Origin of the sequence: Exiguobacterium sp. SH3S1, from assembly GCF_004337105.1 — a bacterium.
GTDB classification, from domain to species: domain Bacteria; phylum Bacillota; class Bacilli; order Exiguobacteriales; family Exiguobacteriaceae; genus Exiguobacterium; species Exiguobacterium aurantiacum_A.
Genome location: NZ_SJUW01000051.1, coordinates 1 through 325, shown reverse-complemented (window position 1 = coordinate 325; position 325 = coordinate 1). Strand labels below are relative to the sequence as shown.

Annotated in this window: 1 protein-coding gene; it reads right to left on the bottom strand. The window is 62.2% G+C overall.

Features of this window, described 5'->3' with window-relative positions; translation table 11 throughout:
- Window positions 1-36: 36 nt before the first annotated feature.
- A partial coding sequence (locus EVJ26_RS14495; RefSeq protein WP_236635612.1) for an ATP-binding protein occupies window positions 37-325 on the bottom strand: 289 nt, incomplete at its 5' end.

Below are 325 nucleotides of genomic sequence, written 5' to 3'. Positions count from 1 at the left end.
GCACCCTGATCCTCGGTGTGTTCGGCCGGGTTCCGGTCATCGGTATGCCCCCTCGTGCTGGACGGCCGCCTCGGCCGCCTCGTCCGTGGTCAGCGGCAGGTCGGCCACTACGGCGAACCCCCCATCGGTCTGCGGGCCGACGGTGAGGGTGCCGCCGTGCAGGGCGACGCGCTCGCGCATCACGAAAAAAAAAAAGTTCAAACTGATGTTGCCGGAATCAAAGACAAAAGTCATCACACGGGCGACGGGCATGAATCCAGAGTTGATCACCGACCAGACCAAACAAGCTTTCGCCGAGACATTCGATATCCTCGTCGCCCTCCGA